The sequence below is a fragment of the Polyangium sorediatum genome (assembly GCF_029946465.1).
GTDB classification, from domain to species: domain Bacteria; phylum Myxococcota_A; class Polyangia; order Polyangiales; family Polyangiaceae; genus Polyangium; species Polyangium fumosum.
In genome coordinates this window covers 48005-68103 of the sequence record NZ_JARZHI010000037.1, presented here as the reverse complement: position 1 = coordinate 68103, position 20099 = coordinate 48005, and the positions used below count along the sequence as shown (strand labels likewise).

General features: G+C 69.9%; 11 protein-coding genes. 6 read left to right on the top strand and 5 right to left on the bottom strand.

Annotated features, from left to right (window positions below):
- Nucleotides 1–133: 133 nt before the first annotated feature.
- The 5 genes from QHF89_RS31560 (at nt 134) to QHF89_RS31540 (ending at nt 6636) form a co-directional block, all read left to right on the top strand.
- Nucleotides 134–1357 carry a hypothetical protein gene (locus QHF89_RS31560; protein ID WP_136968429.1) on the top strand — a complete coding sequence of 408 codons (1224 nt, stop codon included), beginning with the start codon at nt 134–136 and terminating at the stop codon, nt 1355–1357.
- A gap of 41 nt (nt 1358–1398) precedes the next feature.
- The gene (locus tag QHF89_RS31555) at nt 1399–2676 is read left to right on the top strand and encodes a hypothetical protein (RefSeq protein WP_136968430.1); all 1278 of its coding nucleotides are present in this window, start codon (nt 1399–1401) and stop codon (nt 2674–2676) included.
- Nucleotides 2677–2678: 2 nt separating this feature from the next.
- Complete coding sequence (locus QHF89_RS31550) at nt 2679–3512, top strand: hypothetical protein (RefSeq protein WP_136968431.1); 834 nt, start codon at nt 2679–2681, stop codon at nt 3510–3512.
- An 11-nt stretch (nt 3513–3523) separates the two neighbouring features.
- Nucleotides 3524–5047, top strand: a complete 1524-nt coding sequence (locus QHF89_RS31545) for a hypothetical protein (protein WP_136968432.1) — start codon at nt 3524–3526, stop codon at nt 5045–5047.
- Nucleotides 5048–5190: 143 nt separating this feature from the next.
- Nucleotides 5191–6636 carry a hypothetical protein gene (locus tag QHF89_RS31540; RefSeq protein ID WP_136968433.1) on the top strand — a complete coding sequence of 482 codons (1446 nt, stop codon included), beginning with the start codon at nt 5191–5193 and terminating at the stop codon, nt 6634–6636.
- A gap of 2 nt (nt 6637–6638) precedes the next feature.
- On the opposite strand, the gene QHF89_RS31535 is transcribed toward QHF89_RS31540, so the two are convergent.
- Both QHF89_RS31535 and QHF89_RS31530 read right to left on the bottom strand, forming a co-directional pair.
- Entirely contained in the window at nt 6639–10616 is a 3978-nt protein-coding gene (locus QHF89_RS31535; protein ID WP_136968434.1) for a tetratricopeptide repeat protein, read from the bottom strand.
- 488 nt (nt 10617–11104) lie between these two features.
- Nucleotides 11105–12109 (bottom strand): aspartate-semialdehyde dehydrogenase, encoded by a 1005-nt coding sequence (locus QHF89_RS31530; protein ID WP_136968435.1) that lies wholly within the window; start codon nt 12107–12109, stop codon nt 11105–11107.
- Nucleotides 12110–12188: 79 nt separating this feature from the next.
- On the opposite strand from QHF89_RS31530, the gene QHF89_RS31525 reads away from it, so the two are divergent.
- Nucleotides 12189–15311, top strand: coding sequence for a hypothetical protein (locus tag QHF89_RS31525; protein ID WP_136968436.1), 3123 nt, complete (start codon nt 12189–12191; stop codon nt 15309–15311).
- Here QHF89_RS31525 and QHF89_RS31520 read toward each other — a convergent pair whose 3' ends face one another.
- Genes QHF89_RS31520 through QHF89_RS31510 form a run of 3 tightly spaced genes read right to left on the bottom strand, consistent with a single transcriptional unit; the run spans nt 15312 to nt 20051 of the window.
- Entirely contained in the window at nt 15312–16088 is a 777-nt protein-coding gene (locus QHF89_RS31520) for a class I SAM-dependent methyltransferase (RefSeq protein WP_136968437.1), read from the bottom strand.
- 10 nt (nt 16089–16098) lie between these two features.
- Nucleotides 16099–16953 (bottom strand): tRNA (N6-threonylcarbamoyladenosine(37)-N6)-methyltransferase TrmO, encoded by an 855-nt coding sequence (tsaA, locus tag QHF89_RS31515; RefSeq protein ID WP_136968438.1) that lies wholly within the window; start codon nt 16951–16953, stop codon nt 16099–16101.
- Between the two features lie 38 nt (nt 16954–16991).
- Nucleotides 16992–20051 carry an alpha/beta hydrolase gene (locus tag QHF89_RS31510; protein WP_136968439.1) on the bottom strand — a complete coding sequence of 1020 codons (3060 nt, stop codon included), beginning with the start codon at nt 20049–20051 and terminating at the stop codon, nt 16992–16994.
- Nucleotides 20052–20099 lie beyond the last annotated feature (48 nt).

Below are 20099 nucleotides of genomic sequence, written 5' to 3'. Positions count from 1 at the left end.
CCTCGAGACGAGACGAATCGAGGCGAGGGTGCGCGGATCGATGCCGGAACAGGCGCGCGCCCTCGGGTTCCCGGGCCTCCCCGGGTGGGTATGCATCGATCCACCCGGATCACCCTCGATCCTTGTTATGGCAGTGAAAACTTCTCGTGAAATCGGATCCGCGGGCCGTCCCATTCTGGGGCTGCTCCTGTCGCTCGGCGTTGTGGTCACGATCGCGGGGATGAGCGCGTGTTCGAGCAATAACTCGGAAGGCTCGTCGGAGGGGACCGGCGCGACGGGCGGGGGCGGGGGCGGAGGCGGGGGCGGGCCTACGGGGCCGACGCCGTACGAGCTTTTCCTGAAAATCGAGCCGGACCTCGTCACGAATTGCAACATTTGCCACAAGAAGGGCGGCTCGGCGCCGGCGCCGTTCCTCGCGGGGACGACGCCCGAGGAGCGGTACCAGACGATTACGTTCTGGCCGGGGATCGTGGTGAAGGCGCCCGAGCAGAGCATTCTGCTCACGCACCCCGAGTCGGCGAACCACGGCGGCGGCGAGGCGCCGAGGATCCCGGACAACGTCAAGCCTGGCGTGCTCACGTGGCTCACGGCGGAGGCCGATGGGCTGCCGGAGGGCAATGGGGACATCGGGCCGAGCGTGCGTCCGTTCCGGCCTTTGCCGGGCGGCGCGTTGAACACGGTCTACCTCGACGCGCTCGGCGCTGATTTCGAGTACATGTCGATCGCGTTCTTCGCGGAGGCGCTCGGCGGCACGAGCGACGCGCCCACGATGCTTCGCCTGACGAACATCACGGTGCACCCCGTCATCAACAAGCCGCTGCACATCGTGCACCCGGTCTTCACGGTCTACATGCCGGGACAACCGGGCGATCCGGATCCGGTCGACAGCTTCTCGAACCTCGACCAGACGTTCACGCTCGGCGGGAACAACACGCTCGGGACCGGGGAGGTCGTCCTGACGAACTGGCAGAAGGGGGCGTACGTCGGGATCGCGTTCGAGCTCATCGAGGTGTACGGGGGCAACGCGGGCCCGGGGACGGGCTGCAACGATCTCGTGACGTTCCAGCAGAACGTCGTGCCGGCCATGCAGACGTGCATGATGAAATGTCATGGCGGGGCAAACCCGCAGGCCAAGGGCACGATGGATCTGTCGGAGCTCAACGTGATGATGCCCTCAGCGGCTTGCCAGGAGGTACGGGCGCGCATCAAGCCGGGCGATTCCGCCGCGAGCCAGATCCTGCAGGTGACGGATCCGGTGCAGCCGATCGTGCACATGTACAAGTTCGACGGTGATCTGAACGCATACAACGCTTTCAAGACCAAGGTGGAGCCTTGGATCATGGCGGAGCAGCAATGACAATGAAATGGGGCAAGAGAGCGTGGACCGGGACCGCGCTGATGGGACTTTCTTTGGTCCTTTCGGCGTGCAATCCCGATGATCCCAACCAGCTCCTCGGCGGGCCGCCCGCCAATGGAGGCAAGCCCTGTCCGCCCTCCGCGGGCGGAGAGGGCGGATCCACGGCGTCGGCCACCGTCGGGAATGGCGGCTCGGGCGGCGACCCGACGACGAGCGGCGGGCAGACGACCGGCTCGGGCGGCGGCGTGAAGACCGTGCTCGACGAGCGCGTCGTCTCGTACAGCGAGGCGCTGCGCACGGCGAGCCTCAAGCTCGTGGGCAAGCTGCCGAAGAACGATGAAATCGAGGGCATCCGGAGCGCTTCGGATCCGAAGCAGGTCTACGAGACGTTCGTCGACCAGTACATGGCGTCGCCGCGCTTTGCGGCGATGATGCTCGATTACTGGAAGAACACGTTCCGCTCGGGCGCCATGGCCCCGAACGAGACGCCGAACCGCAACAACGCGCCGCTCTTCGCGGCGAAGATCACCGTCGAGGGCGGCGATTACCGGCAGATCTTCACGGCGACGAGCGGCACCTGTCCCACGTTCGACCCGGCGGCCGGTACGTTCACGGCCGCCGATTGCGCGAACGGCCCCGCGGCCGCGCCCGCGGCCGGCGTGCTCTCGGACGCGGGCCTCATGGCGCAGTACGCGAGCGCGCTCGCGTTCCGGCGCGTGCGGTTCATCCAGGAGACGTTCTCCTGTCGCAAGATGCCGGCCGAATACCGAGGCACGCCCGAGCCGAGGGGCGGCGGCTTCTATACGTCGCCCTGGCCCTTCGAATCGATTGCCGGCGCGGCGAACGGCGGTCGTGTCGACTTCCTCGATGACTCGTCGACGATCTGCGCGAACTGCCACGGCTCGATGAACCACCGGGCCCCGCTCTTCGCGGCCTACGACGACAGCGGCAAGTACGTCGAGCCCGCCGCCGGCATGGACGGCATTCTCGAGTTCTCGGCCACGGTGCCCATCGACGGCAATCCGAAGGTCAAGCAGAGCGATTACCTGCCCCCCGGCGAGACGACGGCGTTCAAGTTCGGCCAGCCCGCGGCGAACCTCCTCGAGTACGGCCAGCGCATGGCCGCCGATGACGAGGTCGCGCGCTGCGCGGTCGTCCGCGTCTGGAACTACGCGATGTCGAAGGGCGACGCGGTCTACGATCTGGCCGACGTGCCCGACAGCGTCATCGACCCGTTCGTCAAGCAATTCAAGAGCAACTACAACCTGCGCGAGATCATCCGCGCCGCGTTCGTCCACGACGACTTCGTGAGGTATTGATCATGGCGCGGAGCTTCCTCGGCTGGGCGCTGCCCGGCCTGTTCTTCACGATCGGCTTCGGATTCGCGGCGTGCCTCGGCAGCGCGGATCCGATGGGCGAGGACTGCGAGCCGACCACGTCGGGTCCCGGCGCGGGCGGCAATGGTGGCACGGGCGGCGCGGGCGGCAATGGCGGCGGCTCGGCCGGCGCGGGCGCGCAATCGACCGGCGATCCCGAGACGAGCGAGAATGGCAGCAACAACTTCCATCACCCGATGGACCCGACGCAAGCGGGCCAGGACGATCCGTTCGAGATCCTGAAGAAGCGCGCGGCGGAAGGTCCGCCGGAGATCCGCACGCGGCTGCACTCCTGCAGCAAGATGACGTATGCGGCGCTCGGCGATCTGCTCACGACGCGCGGCGTGGATCTGAACAAGATGCCCGCGGCGGGTCAGCCCCCGACGGCGGGCCAGCTCTACAAATCGGCGGCGACGAAGGATTCGCTCGGCGTGGCGAACTTCGACGCGCGCATGGGCGAGTCGTATTTCTATACGATCTCGGCGGCCGCGAAGGTGCTCGACATCTTCATCCAGGCCGCGCCCGAGATCATCCAGAACATCGAGAACGCCGAAGAGTGCAAGATCAACGGCGTGGGCAATCCCATGTTCGATGCTGCCACCGGTCGGTGCGTCTACAACTCGCTGAGCTGCATCATGGGCCGCCCGGCGACCGAAGACGACATGGACCTCTGCAACCTGATGATCGAGCAGGCGAACAAGGCGGATCCCAAGGATCTCGCGAACAAGCGCGCGCTCACCGTCGCTGCGTTCCTGAGCGCGGCGCATACCTGCGAGTAGGAGAACGGGCCATGGCAAACTACAAACTCAAGGATTTGCGCGGCCCCCAGCGCCGGAACTTCCTCCGGCTGATGGCCGCGGCGGGCGCGGGCTTCGCGCTCGAGCGCTCGCGGCTGCTCAATTTCATCGCCGACGAGGGCGGCACCGCGCTCGCCGCCGAGGCGTGCGGCGAGACGAACCGCCACGTCGGTATCGTCTCCGGCGGCGGCAATTTCTGCCTCTGGCAGCTCATCTGGCCGCTGCCCGACGTCGCCGCGTCCATGAACCCCGCCTTCGCGTACGACGCGGTCGGCCAGGGTTTCATGACGAACTACGTCGACGAGAACTCGTATTTCAAGAACGGCGCCGCCGACCGGCCGATGTATTACGGCCCGGACGCGCCGTTCGTCGATCAGGCGTCGCAGACCGTGCACCGGCCGATGAGCGCGTTCCTCGTCGCGGACACGGCCGTGCATCACCGAAAGCCGCTCCGCCAGATCACGATCGACGGCGCGCTCCCCGGCAACACGAACAACAGCGGCGACGGCGTCGTCGGCAGCAGCGTCACGCTCTTCGCCGCGATCGGCGCATTGCAACGCACGACGACCTCGATCCTCCCGTCGATCGGCGTCGCGCCTGCCTCGATTGGCTCCGCGCCGGGCGCGCCCACGCTCTCGATCGTGCCGAGCGCGGACTCGATGGTCGACCTGTTCAACAGCGCCGCGTCGAAGGCGATCCTGCTCGCGCAGGAGGACAAGTCGATGTTCGAGACCTATTACAAGGCGATCCTCGGCCTGCGCGAGGCCGCCGGGCGCCCGACCTGGGCGCGCGAGCTCGACATCGCCAAGAAGGCGTCGAACCTGATCGGCAGAAACCTCGCCGATCAGCTCAGGCCGGAGACCGAGGACCTCGACTTTTACGGCGCCACCGCGGTCCAGGGCATGGCGGCGAGCGAGTTCTTCGGCGGTCAGAACGGCAAGGACCGGCTCCTCAACCTGGCGAAGTCCCTCATCATCACGAAGAAGGCCTTCGCGCTCGGATTGACGAACCAGGTGATCATTGGCGTCGTCGCCGAGACGGGCGGCGGCATCTTCACCGATCCGCACGAGACCTTCGCGCAGCTCCCCGGCGCGCGGAACGTGATCAAGTATTACGGCATGTTCCTCGATCGGTTCTACCAGGACCTCGCGAAGTCGGCGGATCCGGCCTGCACCGCGAAGAACCTCGACAAGACCGTCATCACCACGGTCCACGGCGATCACCCGCACGACCCGCTCACGCGGAACGCGTGGCCCGATTCGACGCCCGGCGGCGCGAACTGGATCTACGTGATGGGCAATGGGTACCTCCCGGCCGGCTGGCACGGTCATCCGAAGACCAACAACACGGCCATGGGTATCGACCCGACGACGGGCCTGAGCACCCCGTACAACGGGATGAAGTCCGTGCACGCCGCGAGCGCTGCGGTCCTCTACGCGATCGCGAACGGCGACATGAAGAAGGTGACGGAGTTCTACAAGGGCAACGCCATCACCGCGCTCGTCAACAAGGTGTGAGCGAGCCGGGCGTCCGGTGACTTCGGCCGCGGAGCGATCCGCGGCCGAAGTCTTTTGTGGGGTACGCACGTCGAAGCACGCGCTGACGAAGAAGTGTAGGGTCGTGGCCGGCCCGAGCGTTGTGGGGAGGCGAGGAGGAGCGAATGAAGCGGAGCATGGTGATGGTGGCGGCGTTCTGCGCCGCGGGGGTTGGGCTCGCGGTCGGGTGCGCGAGCGGGCCCGTGGTCGTGCAGAGCAGTGATCAGGCCGCCGAGCCGCTCCCCTCGCAGGGGACGCAGGAGAAGCAGGCGAAGACCGAGCCCACGGGCATCACGACCGGCACGGCGCCCGAGGTGGCGACAGGGCCGACCGAATGGGGGATCGTGGGGCCGGCGCCTGCGAAGGCCGTGGATTACCCGAGCGTGGTCGCGCGGGTCGAGTCGATGGTCGGCGATCGCAACGTCATGGCGGGGGCGCAGCGCCGCAGTTTGTCGGTCATGAACGTGATGTGGGAGGACACGGGCCGGGCCCAGGGGTCTTCGCTCGGACCGAACATCTCGGATTTGACGCTGCAGGTGCGGTTCCGCGACGAGGGCAGCAGCGATTTCCGAACGGCGTTGATGCCGGTGATCCGCTTTCCGAATTTCTCGGACCGCACGGGTGACATCCCGGCGGATCGGTTTTTCGTGCGCGTCGGCAACCAGAAGGCGGGCGGCGGGTCGATCGAGTCGGTGCCGCTCAAGGACGTGCTCAAGGACATTCGCGCGTTCTCCAGCTTGCCGAGCTCGATCCTCGGCAACGGCAACCTGCTCGCGCCGCGGGACACGCATTTCCTGGTGAGCGCGCAGGCCGTGTTCTTGCCGATTCCGAAATCGGGCAAGGCCGAGTTCAACCCGGTCATCTTCAATTACCAGTCGGCCCCGAAATCACCCGCCGTGCTCACGCTCCTGGTGACGCGCGAGGGCACGAGCATCAGCGTCATCGAGAACCGCCGGGAGGACATGGGCATCCGCGGGATGGGGCAGGAGCTTTATTTCAACAACAAGGGCCAGCGCGCCTCGTTCACGGCCGAGCGGCGCAGCGACGTGAAGGCGCGCATCGAGGCGCAAGGCGGGCCGAAGACGGAGGCGGATCAGAGCGCGCTCGCGAAGGGAGCGGACGTGCTTTTCCTCGTGCAGGTGCCGCTCGTGCACGCGCAGCGCGGGGTGCTCGGCGGCGCGGTGCCGACGATGCCGAAGCCAAGCAGCGCCGGGGCGCCGATGCCCATGGCCACGACCAAGCCGTCGAAGAAGGTCGCCGACAGCGCGGCCGCCGAGGAGAGCGACGTGGAGCAGGCGGTGCTCGGCCACGGCCCGAACCTCGGGCCCTACAACGAGGGGCACAACCTCCGGCTCGTGCGGGATCCCAAGTTCCCGATCCGGGTCACGGTGCAGTTCTACAAGGCCACGAGCAACGGCGTCGTGGACGAGGCGGATCTCGACGGGATCGCCCGGTCGATCGGGAGCGTGTACGAGCACGCGGAGTTCGTCGGCTCGCTCGTGATGCCGGAGGGAGATCCGCGCAGGCCGACAGCGTGGCAGACGATCCCGGGGGAGTGGTTTCCCTGGTGATGTCAGGCCGGGAGCCGGAGCGCTTCCTCCACCCACGCGCGCGCCTTCGCCGCGAGCGCTGACAGCCGCTCGGCGTCCCACGTCGCGCGCGGCAGGGGCATCTCGCGGCGGGTGACGGTGCTGCGCGCGTCGAATTGCTCGCAGAAGGACAGCAGCGCGAAGGCCTTGCGGAACCGATCCACGGGCGCGTTCGGCTCCTCCGCCCGTAGATACGCGTCCGAGAGCCGCGCCATGCTCTGCACCTCGTTGGCGACCCACACGAGCGGGCCGTCGAGGAGCCGCCGCGCCGCATCCGCGTCCCCGCGCGCGAGCGCTTTGTCCGCCGCGGTGACGATGCGCAAGTAGTCGCGCGTCACGGCCTGCCCGGGCGTCCACGACCTCTGGTCGTCCGTGAGCGGCGCGCAGAGCGGGAGGAGCTCGTCGGGCTCGCACCGGCCCTCCTTGTACGCCGCCGACTGCGTGAGCGCCGCGAGCGCCGCCTCGGGCTCGTCCAGCATCATGAGCGTGATCCCCCGCATGTGGTGGAAGTGCTTCACGTCCGTCTCCTGGGCGAAGAAGGACGGGTCGATTCCCGCGAGCTGATCCCATGCGTCGCCGAAGCGCTCCACGGCGGCGAGCGCGCGGGCGTGCGAGAGGCGGACGCGTGGGTGATCGGGGAACCGCTCACGCGCGATCTTCTTCACCTGCCTCGCCGTCGATGCCTCGCTGATGCGGTAGAGCGCGCCCTCGAGCGCCAGGAGCTCGTCGGCATCGGCCTTTTGCTGAGCCCACGCGAGGCGGCGGGGGAGGTCGAAGTTCTCCCGCAGCGCGCGCTCCTCCGCGATCACATCTTCGAGGTGTTTCCCTGCGGGCTCGTGGCACCGGAAGCGCTTCGCGAACAGAGATCTGTGCGGCAGGCTCGGGAAGCTGAAGGCCCCCGCTGCGGCGCTCTCGCCTGCTTCGGGGGGCTCGGGGCCGAGCGGCAGAATCTTCGGGCGGCCTTGCCGCACCGTGAGGAGCATCGAGCGGCTGCCGTCGGGGGTCGTGACGAGGAGCGAGGACCGCGGCACGCGGACGCGGTAGGCGACGACGGGCTCTTCCGGTTCGAGGCGCAAGCCGAAGAGGGACGTCCCATCCCGCTCCGTGTCGACCAGCACGAACGCCATGCGCGCCTGCGTGTTTGCGACCGCTGTGGCCTGGAGAAGGCCCGTCACGCCGTCGAGGGCTTGGAAGGGCCCCATGCCTCGCGCGTCGACCTTGACGAACCCCCACTGCGCGGAGTGATGCTCGTGGGGGCCATTCGGGTCCCCGACGATGCTGAACAAGCTCTCCCCGTCCGGGCAGGCGAGGATCGTCAGAGGCAAGAGCGCCTTCGGGACGGGCTTTCCGGACGGCGTCCCGCGGGGCGTGTAGAAGACCGTGCGCCCCACGTTCTTTCTGTTGTCCGCCTCCGTGACGACCACGCGCGGCGCCGAGAGGCCGTGGACGCTCTGCACGTGGACGTTCGGGGCGCGATGCTCTCGAATCTCGCGCGCGAGCCTCAGCTCCTTGAGCTCGACCACGCGCACGAGCACGCTCGTGCGTTCGCGTTTTTCGTGGACGCTCAGCCAGAGGTGTCGCCCGTCCGGGCTGAGGGTCGCTTCGTCGACGAGCACCTCGGGGTCCTCGATCGTGGGCAGCGAGCGGCTGTCGTCGCCGAGGATGTTCGGGATCCACGCGACCACGGTCCAGTCGTCTGTATCGACTTCGAGCACGCCCCCGCTGCGCCCGACGAGGAGCAGGCGACGGCCTCGGAGCATGGCGTTCAAGAGCTTCAGCGGCCTCGGCGTGCGGAGGAGGACGCGCTCGCGCAGGGCGCTCGTCTCCGCGTCGAGCACGCGGACGAAGAGCCACGTGTCCCTCGACTGCGGGACGACGAGGACCGTCTCCTCGTGCCCCCCGCGCGTTCGCGCAAGCAGCATCTCCCACCTCCACCGAGGAGCGACGCGCGCGTCGTAGAAGGTCGCAGCGGGCCCTTCCGCCACGCCGTCTCCCTCGAACGTCTCCACCTGCACCGAGAACTTGCGCCGCACCTCCGCGCGGATCTCCCCGCGCAGGGCCGCGATCCGCGCCACGTCCTCGCCCTCCACACGCGCCGCGAGCTCCTCGCACACGGCGAGCGCGCGCAGGGCCTCCCCCTCGCGCCGGAGCTGATCGAGCGAGGCGGCGAGGGTTTGCCGCTCGAGCTTCCGCTGCACCTCCACGCGAAACCGATCGAAGGCCGAGGCCTCGTCTTCCGGCAAATCCTTGCGTGGCACCTCGCCGAGGAGCTTGTTCGCGTGGGCGACGTCGCCTTCCTCCAGCATCCGCCGCGCCGCCTCGATCCGCCCCATCGCGACCCGCCGGCGTTCGTCCACGAGCACGGCTTGCGCGCGCTTTCGCACGTCCTCCGCGGGTACGAAGCCCTGCAGGACTTTCCCATGCGCGTCGAGCAGCTCGATCGTCATCTCCGGCGAGCGCTCGGCGAGCTCTGCGGCACGGTGGAGCGCGACGATCGCGGCCACCGCCGGCTTCCCCTTTGCGCCCTCACCGGGCGGCGCGACGACATCCATCCACGCGAAGAGCTTTGATCCTGCGAGCTCCTTCACCCGGCCGCGCCCCGGGGCGGGCAACGCGGCGTACGCGGCGAGCCCCTCGGCGATCGCCCCTGCGCCGATCGTCCGGGCGATCGCGGCGGCGTGCGCTTCTTCTTCCTGCGCGCGTGCTGCTGCGAGCTTCACGGCGATCCGTTGCTCGATGGACGTGGCCTCGTGCTCCGGGAGCCCGAGGCCCTTCGCCGCTTCGAGCAGCGCGACGGCTTGCTGGGGTTCTCCGCGATCGAGCGCGTCGCATGCGTCGTCGAGCTTTCGCCGCGCCTCGTCCCGCTTCCTTTGCTCCTCGACGGCACGAACGATCCTCCGGGCGATCTCGCTCTCCGGGTGATGCGCGAGGATCTCGCGGGCGTGTTCTTCTGCGCCGTGGAGATCCCCCTCCGCGAAGAGCCGCGTCGCTTCCGCTTCCGCGGGGCCTCGTGTCGTGGCGCGCGCCTTCGCGAGCGCGTCGACGAGGCCAACGAGGTCCGGATGGGCCACGTCGAGGGCTCGCACCCGCGCGATGTCGTCTGCGGCAGAGGCGAGGTCGCCCGTCGTGAGCGCGCCTCTCGCGAGCGCCACGAAGACCTCGGCGACGCGCGTCGGGGGGGCCTTTGCATTCGTGGGGTTCGGGGCGGAGGGCGCCGAACGGCGACCCGGAGCCCCGAGCGACGAACTGACCGGGAGCAGGCGAAGGGCGCGGGCGCGCTCTCCGAGCCTCGCGGCGGCGAGCGCGAGGAGGAGACGCACGTGGACATCCGCGAGCGTCTCCGCGGGGAGCTTTTCTTCGAGGGCGAGCGCTTCGTCGTCGACGCCGAGCGTGGCCACGAGGAGCGAGAGGAGCGCGGTCGCGGCTTCCGTGTCGCCGCCGCTCTGGGCGAGCGCCGCTTCGAGGTGCGTCCGCGCGAGCTCGTAGTCGTACGCTGCGAGTGCCTCCTCGGCCGCGTGGAGGAGGTCCGGGACGGCGCCGCCCGCGCGTGCGGCTTCGTTCGGCCGTGGCGTGGTCTTCCGCGGGGCTTCGGGGGGCGGGATCGTGGGGAAGGATGCCGTGTCGACGACGCGCTGGACGAAGGATCGCGCGTCGTCGTCGAGCTCCGCGATGACGGCGTGGCAGGCGTTGAGGCCCGAGGGGCGATGGTGGAGGAGGACGACGCCGGGTTCGCCGGGCTCGGGGCGGATCTCGATCGTTTCGCGGAAGCGCGTGACGAGCACGCTCTGGAGGCGGCTCTTCAGGGCGTAACGCCGCGCCGTCTCGCGCCGATCGAGCCCGCGGTCGGTGGGGTTCACTTCGCGGATCAGGGCGATGAGCTCTTGCACCTCGGGGGCCGCCCGGCCGGCGATGACGTCTTCGGGGTCGAGCGAGGCGCCTCGCTTCTTCTTGTCCTTGGCCATGGGCGGGGGGGACCTGGCGACGTGTGGGTGGGCGATCGGAGGGCTGGAGGGGCCCTCGCGTCAAGGCAACTTTGCCGGAAGGTCGTCGCGGTCCGCAGGAAGAAAGCGCGCTCGTGCGCGGAGGTTTTCCTCGCGCAACAAGAGCGAACGTCCCTTCCGTGGGAGCGAACGGCATCTCCGTAGGAGCGAACGGCATCTCCGTAGGAGCGAACCGCACTTCCGTAGGAGGGAAGGCGTGTGTTGTAGCTTTCTTTACCTCAGGGTGCGGGAAGGGATGCTGCGCGTGTCGGAACGAACGGCCCTTCCGTGGGAACGACCTGCCTCGGCGGCTGCTCCCCGACGCGATGCGCCTTTGCATCGACCGCATCGCGGTCGATGCACCCGTGGTCCAGGGCTGGCCCTGGTCCGGGTCCAGGGGTGGACAACCCCTGGTCGGGTCCGGGGTGAAACCCCGGCGCTACGCTGCGGCGGGGGACCGGCTCAGCCTCTCAGCCCACGAGCCGCTCCGCAATCTGCACCGCGTTCAGCGCCGCGCCCTTCCGCAGGTTGTCCGCGACGATCCACAGGTTCAGCGCCCCCGGGACCGCGAGGTCGTCGCGCACGCGGCCGACGAACACGTCGTCCGTGCCGGTCGCCGCGCGCGGCTGCGGGTGTTTGCCCGGCGCGTAGGGCTCGTCGAAGAGGCGGACGCCGGGGGCGTTGCGGAGCAGTTCGCGCGCCTCGGCTGCCGTCATCGGGCGGTGGAACTGCGCGTGCACGGCTTCGCTGTGGCTCGTGACGACCGGCACGCGCACCGTCGTCGGCGTCACGCCGATCTCCGCGTCGCCCAGGATCTTGCGCGTCTCGTGCACCATCTTGAGCTCCTCCTCGGACCAGTCGGGCAGGCTCCCGGGCTTCCAGTCCATGAGGAGGTTGCCTGCGAGCGAGCCGGGGAAGACGCTCGCCGTGGGCTCGGCGCCGGCCGCGAGCTCGCGCGTTTGCGTGATGAGCTCGTCCATCGCCGCGTGGCCTTTGCCGCTCGCGGCCTGGTACGTGGAGACGACGACGTGCTTGAGCCTCGCCGCGGCGTGCAGCGGCCCGAGCGCGACGACCATCTGGATCGTGCTGCAGTTCGGGTTCGCGATGATGCCCTTCGGGCGGCTCTTCGCGGCGTCCATGTTCACCTCGGGCACGACGAGGGGGCAGTCGGGATCGCTGCGCCACGCGCTCGAGTTGTCGATGACCACCACGCCGCGCGCGGCCGCGATCGGGGCGAGCTCGCGCGAGGCGGCGGCGCCGGCGCTGAAGAGCGCGATGTCGACGCCGTCGAAGGCCTCCGCGCACGCGAGCTTCACGTCGAGCTCGCCGCCGCGGAAGGGGATGCGGCTGCCCGCGGAGCGCGCCGAGGCGAGGGCGCGCACTTCGGTCGCCGGAAAGCGCCGAAGCTCCAGGGTCCGCAACATCTCCCGCCCGACCACGCCCGTGGCGCCCACGACAGCAACGACACACGACATGGGCCCGCTATAGCGCTCGGCGCGCGGTCCGCGCAAGAACGCTGCGCCTCGGCGGGCTGCGCGCTAGCATGCGTCCTTGATGCGAGGCCCCTCCCGCGCTTCGAGTTGCATCCTCGCGCTCCTCGCGCTCGCGCCGCTCACGTCGCTCTCCGTGACAGGCTGCAAATCGGGCGCCTCGGGCAACGCGGCGCAGGGGGCGACGGCGCCCGCGGCGAATCCTGCGGCCGTCCCGGAGAAACTCGTCTCGATGGTCTCGCCCTCGCGGCTCTTGCCCGACGTGCGCGGCGATCGCGGGTTCGTCGCGTACGAGGCCGGCGCGCGGCGTGTGCTCGTCGATCGCATGCGGCTCATCGTGTACGAGGACGGCACGACGGAGCGGGCGAACGAGCTCTTGCCGCTCGGCCACGTGAACGCCGTCGCGCTGCCGAGCCGGCTCGGCGGCGGGTTCGTCTTCCACGCGACGTCGGGCGGCGGCACGCAGCTCTGGCGGGCCTCGTCCTGGCTCGGAAAGCTCCGGCCGCTCGTGCAGTTCTCCTCGACGACGAGCGACGTCGTGCCGGGGTTCGACAGGCTCTACCTGCGGCTCTCTTCGAACGGAAAGCTCGTCGCCGTCGACGCCGAGTCGGGCGAGGTGCGATCGCTCGCGCCGCTACCGCCCGCCGCGGCGTACGGCGGGCTCGCGTTCGCCGACGGGTTCACAGGCGTCGTCGATGCGGATCTGCGCGGCGTGCTCGCGACCTTCGACGCGGGCGCGACGTGGCGGCCGCTCCAGCTCCCCGAGCGCCCCGCGGCGATCTCGGTCGTGGGCGGCGAGCCGACGATGTTCGTCGCGGGCGGCAAGTACGTGCTCGATGCGCGTGGCAACCTGACGTTCCGCGCGAACCAGGTCGCGACCGACGACGAGGGAGACCCGACCACGCCGGGCGCGCCCAAAGGCCCGTTCGGGAAGAAGGTGCTGCGCGCGGCCGTGGAGGATGGTTTTCCCGACACGCCGCGCACGGCCGTCGTCGCGCGGGCGGGCGCGCTCGCGCGCGTCTCGCTCGACACGGCTGCGATCGTCGATCTGAACCTCGCCGCGTTCCCCGAGCGCGAAGCGAATTGCCACGCGGTGCGCCTCGGCGCCTCGTACGGGTTCGTCTGCGGCGAGCGCGAGGGGCCGACGAACATCTACGCGTTCGCCCCGCCGCTCGCGATGCAAAAGGTCCTTTCGTTCAAGGGCCCGCGCTTCGTCTCGGCGAACGGCGCGGGCGCGCTCGTGGTGCGCGGGACGTGCGAGGACGGCGAAGGCGAGGCACGAGGGCCGGGCGCGAAGGCGCGTGCGCCCAGCACGAGCGCGGCGAGCGACGCAGGCACGCGCGTGTACTGCGTGCGCGCGGCGAGCGGCGCGACGCGCGAGGTGCGGGTGAAGGGGGATCTCGGCGTCGAGCGGGTCGTGGCGCTCTCGGACGAGCGGGTCGCGATCCTCGTGCCGCCGCGCGCGGGCAGCACGGGGCAGCTCACGATCCTGAGGGGCGCGGAGATGACGAACGTGCCGCTCGTGCTGCCGCAAAAGCCCCGCAGCGTGGCGCGCGAGCTCCAGCGCGGGATGTGGCTCGAAGGGTTCGAGGAGCGCGAGCCCGGCGTGCTCGGCGGCTGGGTCGAAGCAGGCGGTCCCGTGATCGGCGTGCGCGTAAAACTCGACGGCACGGTGACCGCGGGCGAGGCGCGCGACAACGAGAACGGCGTCGTGATCTCGGGCCGGTTCGCGCTTTCGCCGGGCGAGGGGGGGCGCGCGGCGGAGTCGATCGACGGGGGCATGACGTGGAAGGTCTTCGACCTGCCCGAGCACGACGCGGAGCCGGGGGACGCGGCGACGCGCGCTTGCGGGCCCGTCGGGTGCGTGCTCGCGGGTTGGGTCCGCGTGGGCTGGGGCAAACCCGCGATCTCGGGGGATCTCGGCGCGGCCGAGGCGCCGCCTTCGCTCTACGTGCCGATGAAGACGACGCCGACAGTGCGGCTCTCGTGCGCGCCCGTGGGCAAACCCGTCACCGAGCCGCTCCCAGACAAACCCGCGAAGAAGGAGGCCGCGCCCGCGCCTGTGCCGCCTGCGTTCGGGGGGTTTGGTGGGGGTGGCTTCGGCGGCTTCGGCCGGCCGCAGCCGCAGCCGCAGAAGACGCCCTGGAGCACGTTCCGCAACCTGCCCGCGCCGGCGCTGGAGAAGGACGAGGTCGGGATCGACAACGGCGCGCCCTACGACCTCGTGAGCCTGCGCGCGTACGCCTGGGGCAAGAAGGGCTCGGACTGGTCGCGCACGGGGCATTTCCTCATGCGGTTCGACGATCGCTTTGATCCCGCAGGCGGCGTTCGCTCCACGGCGACGAGCGCGCCGCCCTGGCCCGACGAGAGCTCGACCGCCGAAGGCATGGGCGTCGGCTCGTACCCGCTCGCGTCGTGGGGATCGTTCCTCGATCCGGCCGGACGTCACGCGCTGGCGCACGTGTGTCGAGGCACGAGCTGCTCGTTGCTCGCGGCGAGCGAGGGGCAGCCGGTGCTGCTCTTGCGAGACGCGGCGGGGCGCACGGCGGGGTTTGCGAGGCCGCTGCCGCAAGGCGCGGTGCGCCTCGGCGAGAGCTGGTTTTTGCTCGTGCAAGGCGCGGCGTACGACACGGTGGCGCTCTACCGCGTGGATCTCGGCGTCCTGCGTCTCGTCACGTCGTTCTACCGGCCGAGCCCCTCGCGGTACGCCATGCCGGAACCGCCGCGGCTCGTGCGTCGCGCGCTCGGGACGGGCCTCGGGCTGCTCGTGACGAGCATCCCGGAGCCGGGCGATCGCTTCGGCGGGATGTACGTGCACCCGGTCGATCCGGAGACGGGCGCCGTGGGCGAGCCGATCGCGCTCGGCAAGCGGGATCTCGGCGGCGTGTTGCCCCCGCGTTGCGCAGAGGGGCAGGACGGCTGGATCATGGATACGTCGCTCGACGCTTCGCCCGCCGTGGAGATCCCGGGCGGTCGGGCCGCGCTCGACTCGATCGAGATGCGGCTGCGCATCGATCCGGGAGCTGTGTGCGTGGAGGGGATCGCGGCGCGCCTCGACGGGACGTTCTTGCCGGACAAGGAGACGAAGCCGACCGCGGACAAACCGCCGGCGACAGCGACGGTGCCTCTCGCGGCGACGGAGCGATCGACCGGGCGACGGTGGAGCTTCGCCTGCAGCCGGCGCTGATCAGGGCTTTTTCGCGACCACGATGTACTGATCGGGCAAGGTCTCCTGGACGACCTCGCCCTTCAACCCCGCCGCTCCGAGCTCGGCGATCATCGCCTCCGGCGTGATGCGGTGCTCCTTCGGCGGGCCCTTCGGGGCCTCCATCGTGAAGTCGACGATGATGAGGAGTCCGCCGGGCTTGAGGCCGTCCTTGACCTTCGCGGCGTAGTCCTTGCGCCCATCGATGTGGTGCCACGTGTCGACGATGAGCACGCGATCGACGGTGCCTTGTCCGAGCCCCGGATCCGAAAGCCCGACCTGACGCGCCTCCACGTTGTCGAGCTTCTCCTTCTGCGCGCGCTCGCGCAGGTAGCGCACCATGTCGGCCTCGACGTCGAGCGCGTGCACCTTGCCGCTCGGCCCGACGGCGCGCGCGAGGTGCGGCTCGAAGTACCCCGTGCCCGCGCCGATGTCGGCGACGATCATGCCTGGCGAGATACGCATCGCCGCGACGACCTCGGCCGGCTTCTGCCACGCGTCGCGCGCCGGATCGTCGAACTCCTTGGCCCAGTCCTCGGCCTTCTCGAAGCGATGCACGAGCGGACCGCCGTGCCCGTGATGACCCTCGCCATGTGCGTGATGGCCGTCGCCGTGCCCGTGATGCGGTTTCGTGGGGGTCATCTTCGCCACGAGCTCGTCATGCGGCATTGTCTCCGTCGTGCTGTACACGGGCTTCGGAGGAGGTTCGCTCGCACAGGCGATGACGGGGAGCAGGAGGAGACAAAGGGAGGGCCGCATCGGACGATCGTTAGCACCCTGGTGGTTCCCCGCCCGGAGGAAAGCGGGCGAGGAACGCGCGATGCACGGCGACCGCCAGATCGTCGGAGAGCGCGAGATCCCGCTCGCGGTAGCCCGTCCCGATCGACAGGACCGTCACGTCGCGGCGCTCGACCCGGAAGCCGATGCGGAAGTCCTTGTGCGCGAGGCGCAAGGTTCCATCGGGCAACGCGCGGATGCGGCGGTACGGGTGCGGCTGCGGGCCGAGGCGGAGCGTGCGCGTGACGGGCGTGACGAGGTCGATGCCGTGTTCGTCCTGCAGATACGCGGCCTGCGCCGCTGCCTGCGGGCTCCACGTGACGGAAAAACCCGGCTCGGGATCCGCCGGGACTTCGCCCGCGCCCTCGGCCTCCCCGGCGAGTGATTCGAGCCAGCCCGTGCGCGCGCCGGGGCGCGCCTCCGCGTAGGGGATGTAGGGCTTGATGTCGAGCACGGGGCTCTCGTCGATCATGTCGACGTCGCGCACGTGGATCACGAGGCCCTCGACCGAGACGAGCCGCACGAGCGAGAGGCCGATGGGGTTCGGCCGGTGCGGCGAGCGCGTGGCGAGCACGCCGCGGCGTTTGCCGGCGCTGCGCGGAGGCAACACCTTGGGTCTCCAACCTTTGTTCAAGTGGAAGCAGAAGAGGACCCAGAGGTACTCCCAGCCTTCGAGGTCACTCACCGCGTGTTCGAGGCCGAGCCCGGCGGCGAGCTCGATGCGCCCCTCCGCGCCCTCCGAGGCGTGTGGTTGGCGGGGCGTGCTCACGCGATCGGGGAAGGGCGTGCGCAGGATCCCGATCGGCGTGAGCGAAAACGGCTGGAGACGGGGATCGTCGGGGGACAAGCGCTCCGCATTTGGGATGCGGAGCGCCGGATGTCAATTCACTCGGTCCACATGGACTCGGACTCGCCCATCGTGCGGTAGTTCGCGTCGACGTGGTTCATGAGCTCGAGCCACCACGACTCGAGCTTGGCGCCGCTCTGGAGCGGGCTCTCGCCGAAGAACGTGCCGCGGATGCACTCGGCCTTGCCGTCCGGCCCGACGCGGCAGCGGCCGTCGACGAACACGAGGATCATCTTGGGCAAGCGGCTCTCGACGCTGTCCGTCGGCGCGTTCATGAACGTCTTGATCAAGGTCGCCGCCGCGACGAGATCCTTCGGCTCCTGGCCGTAGCCGTGCAGCGCGTAGACGACCGGGTACCGCCGCTCCTTCTGGTCCTTGTGCGCATACCCGGGCGGCAAGGCCACGCTGACCGGGCCGACGCGGCCGAGCGTGGATTTGAAGTCGAACGAGCAAGCGCCCTGGACCTCGCACGGCTCGGCCTCCGGATCCGCGTCGTCGTTGCTCTCCAGCACGAGCGTGCGCAGCTCCGGATCGGTCCAGCGCGAGCTGATGAAGTAGAGCGCGCCCTGCAAACGGGCGACGAGCTCGTTCGCCGTGCCCACGTGCTGGCCGCTGCCGCTCTCGATGTCGTCGGCCGTCGGATCGAGCTTGCCGTACCGCTGGAGCACGATGCCGGGCAGATCCTCGTAGGGCACGCGCGAGGGCGCGTAGCCGTTCAAGTTGCCCGGCACGAGCTCCGGCTGCTGCGTGAAGTCCGAGAAGTACGTGACGTTCCGCTTGCGCGCGCCGAACGTGCCGGTGAGGTGCTGCGCGCTCACCGCGAAGTTGAAGAGGTCGCGCGTGCCGCCGTCGGTCCACACGTCGATGCGACGCAGCGCCGCGTCGTCGAGCTCGCCGCCGGGCGGCGCTTCGCGCGTGATGCGATGCACGATCGAGTGCGCGTCGCGCTCCCAGAACCGGTCGAGCCCGCTCGCGACCGTGAACTTCCCGTCGCCCTCGCCCACGTCGTAGCCGTCGCCCGCCTGTTGCCATCCGCCGGGCGGCTGTTGCTTCGTGCCGGCCACGCCGTCGAGGCCCACGTCTTGGAAGGGCTCGCCGTCGTCGAAGCGCATGTTGCGCTCGGTGCCGCCGGGGTTGTACTGCGCGTCGTAGTCGTCGCCGGCCGGATCCTCGTTCACGCCGAGCATGTAGCCGGGCTCCATCGTGCTCGGGATCCCGTCCTTGCCGACGTCGTCCCAGGGCTCGTGGCCGGCGCGGATGATCGGCTCGAGCTCGTCACGCGTGCCGTTGCCGTTGTAGTCGACCGCGAGCGCGAGCTCGAGCGGGTAGGTGTTGCCGTCGGGGGTCCACCAGTTCGCGTAAGGGCTGCGCTCCTGCTTCTGCGGCGAGCCGTCGCAGACCGTGATCACCGGGAAGGTGCCGTCGGGGTTGAACTCGTCGTCGAAGTAGTTCGTGAGCGTGAGCGTGTTCGCGCAGCGCTCCTTCGGGCAGTTCTGCGCGAGCTCTTCCTGCTTGTCCTTGTCCGGCCCGTCGAGCGGATCGACCCACATCGCACACTCGTCCGTCGGCCGACCACCGGTCTGGCTCGCGTCGTCCGGACGAACACCCGCGGGCAGGTTCTCCGCGCCGGGCGTGAGGTTCTCGCCGTTCGGGTTGCCGAACATCGCGGCGAGGTCGCGGAAGATCTGCACGTAGGACTCGCGGCTGAAGCTGCCGCCCGTGCCGTTCCGCGGGTACTCGAACCACCACTGGTTGAAGACCTGCGTGTGCTCGTACGGGTCGCGCGGCGGCAGCATCCACGCGCACTTGCCGGGGGATCCGTCGATCACGCCGATGCACGTCTCGTCCGCTGCGCACTCGGCCTTCGTCTGGCAGAGCGTGGGCTCGAGGTTGATGTCGGCGAGGACCGTGCCCTTCTGGATCGGCCGGAATCCGCCGACGTAGTGGCGCTTGACCGCGTCGAGCATCCACGTCCAGTCGACCGGCCCGCCGAGCGGCGCGAGGGCGTCGAAGAGGTGGTGGTGGCGCATGCCGAACATGGCCGTGCCGCCGCCGCCCATGGAGACGCCGAGGATCGCGCGGTGCGTGAGCCTGCGCGGGAAGGCGCTCGTGCCCGCGTCCTTCTCCACGACGGCCTGGTAGGTGCCGAGCCGCGGCGCCTTGAACGAGAGCGCCCAGCCGTCGCCCATCTTCACGATGCGCGCATCCGCGACCGGGACGACGCGCGGCTCCTTGAACGCCGGACCCGAATACGAGACCGCGAGGTGCCGCAGGCGCGCCTTGTCGGGCAACCGCGCAGGGTTGATCGGGATGGTCATCGGCACGTCGCGCTGGAACTTCGAGGCGGCGGGGCCGAACGTGACCGCGGGGCCGAGCGGGTCGTAGCCCGACGGGGGCTTCGCGTCGCCGCAGCCGATCGTCGCGTCGAACTTGGGGACGCTCCAGAGGAAGCTGCCCTCGTTCGGCTCACTCGCGCGCTCGGGCAGGCCGAGGCTCGCCGCGGCGAGGCTGTCCTTCGCGGTGATCGTCTTGCCGCCCTCGACGGAGCCGGTCGCGCCGTCGCCCGCGGCGCACGTGAGATCCGCGGTGCCAGCCGTGTCGAGCACCTCGACTTCGAGCGTGGCCTCCGCGTCGGTGCCGTCGCCGCGGGGCAGGAAGGCCTTTACCGAGGCGCTGCCAGAGGTCTTGCCCGCGACGACCGCGACGTCGAAGCCGGCCTTGTACAGGTCGAGCGTGTCGGCCTTCGGCGTGGGCGTGATGTCCGCGCTCGACGTCTCGAAGCGGATGGGGGTCTTCGTGCAGAAGTCGGGCTCGGCGACGAGGCGGACCGATCGCGTCGCGCACGCCGCGCTCCCGTCCGCGCATTTCGCGAGGAACACCCGGCTCGGTTCGAAGCGCAGCTTGACGACGTCGGGCGACGGCGCCGAGCAGTAATCACCCGGCCGGAGCGTCGGCTCCGCGCCGCCGGAGCTGGTCCCCGGCGTGGTTTCGGTGGTGCAGCTCGGCGCGGCGACGGCGCCGATCGCGCCGAGCAGCGCGAGGACAAAAGCCGCGCGTGTGCGTGTGGAAGAAAAGCCCCGTTGGCGAGCGGATGTCATGGGGTCGGGAGAATACCGAAGCCGCGCGCCGCTCGCGACGCCCGTCAT